Source organism: Winogradskyella immobilis (genome assembly GCF_021887715.1).
Classification (GTDB): Bacteria; Bacteroidota; Bacteroidia; order Flavobacteriales; family Flavobacteriaceae; genus Winogradskyella; species Winogradskyella immobilis.
The window spans coordinates 1-826 of record NZ_JAIQXX010000060.1 but is presented as its reverse complement, the minus strand read 5'-3'; the positions used below and the strand labels follow the sequence as shown (position 1 = coordinate 826).

The following is an 826-nucleotide window of genomic DNA, read 5'->3' as shown; positions in this document are numbered from 1 at the left end:
ACCCTGGAAACGAAGTCTTAAACTTTAGTCAAAACGATTATATCACTATAAGCACTATGAGTGTTGCAGGTAATGGCACTGATATTAATGGAGACGGAGTGTTTGATGGTAACGATGTCCCTGAAGAGAAAATACCTTCTGGGCAAAGTTTCTTTATCCCTTCTAAACTTCCTGACCCTATTTTAACTTCACCACCTGTAACTCCTGTAATTACTACAGAAAATGTACTCTTTACAAACAGCATGCGTGTTAGTGGAGATAATGTAAATGATTTATTCTATAGAAATTCTAAAAGTTCTGTTTCAAAAAAGAACACTTCTAAACGTGAAAAATTGTGGCTAAATCTAAGTTCTGATATTGGTATTTTTAGTCAGATTTCTATTGTATATTCAGATGTTTCTACTGATGATTATGATGGTAATTCAATTGATACTCCTAGAAATTATGCTGGTAATGCTGGGATTCTATATTCCTTAATTGAATCTGAAGAAAATACTCCTTTTGTAATACAAGCTAAATCGTTCAGTTCTTTAAATATTGAGGAAACTGTTAAAATTGGTTTTGGTGCTTACATCTCCACCGAAGAAACTTACCGTATAGATCTTTTAAAAACTGAAGGTGAATTTTTAACCTATAATTCTATTTATTTAAAAGATAATTATTTAGGCGTTTTGCATGAAATTTCATCTTCGCATTATACTTTTAAGTCTCAAGGAGGCACTTTTAATGATCGTTTTGAAATTGTATTTCAAAATAATACGCTTTCAACGGATGATGAAATCATTCAAGACAATGGGTTATCTATTGTTGAACTTACCGATGGAAA

General features: G+C 31.7%; 1 pseudogene. It reads left to right on the top strand.

Annotated features, from left to right (window positions below):
- A pseudogene (locus K8Z87_RS14040) lies at window positions 1-826 on the top strand (hypothetical protein); the annotation flags it as partial.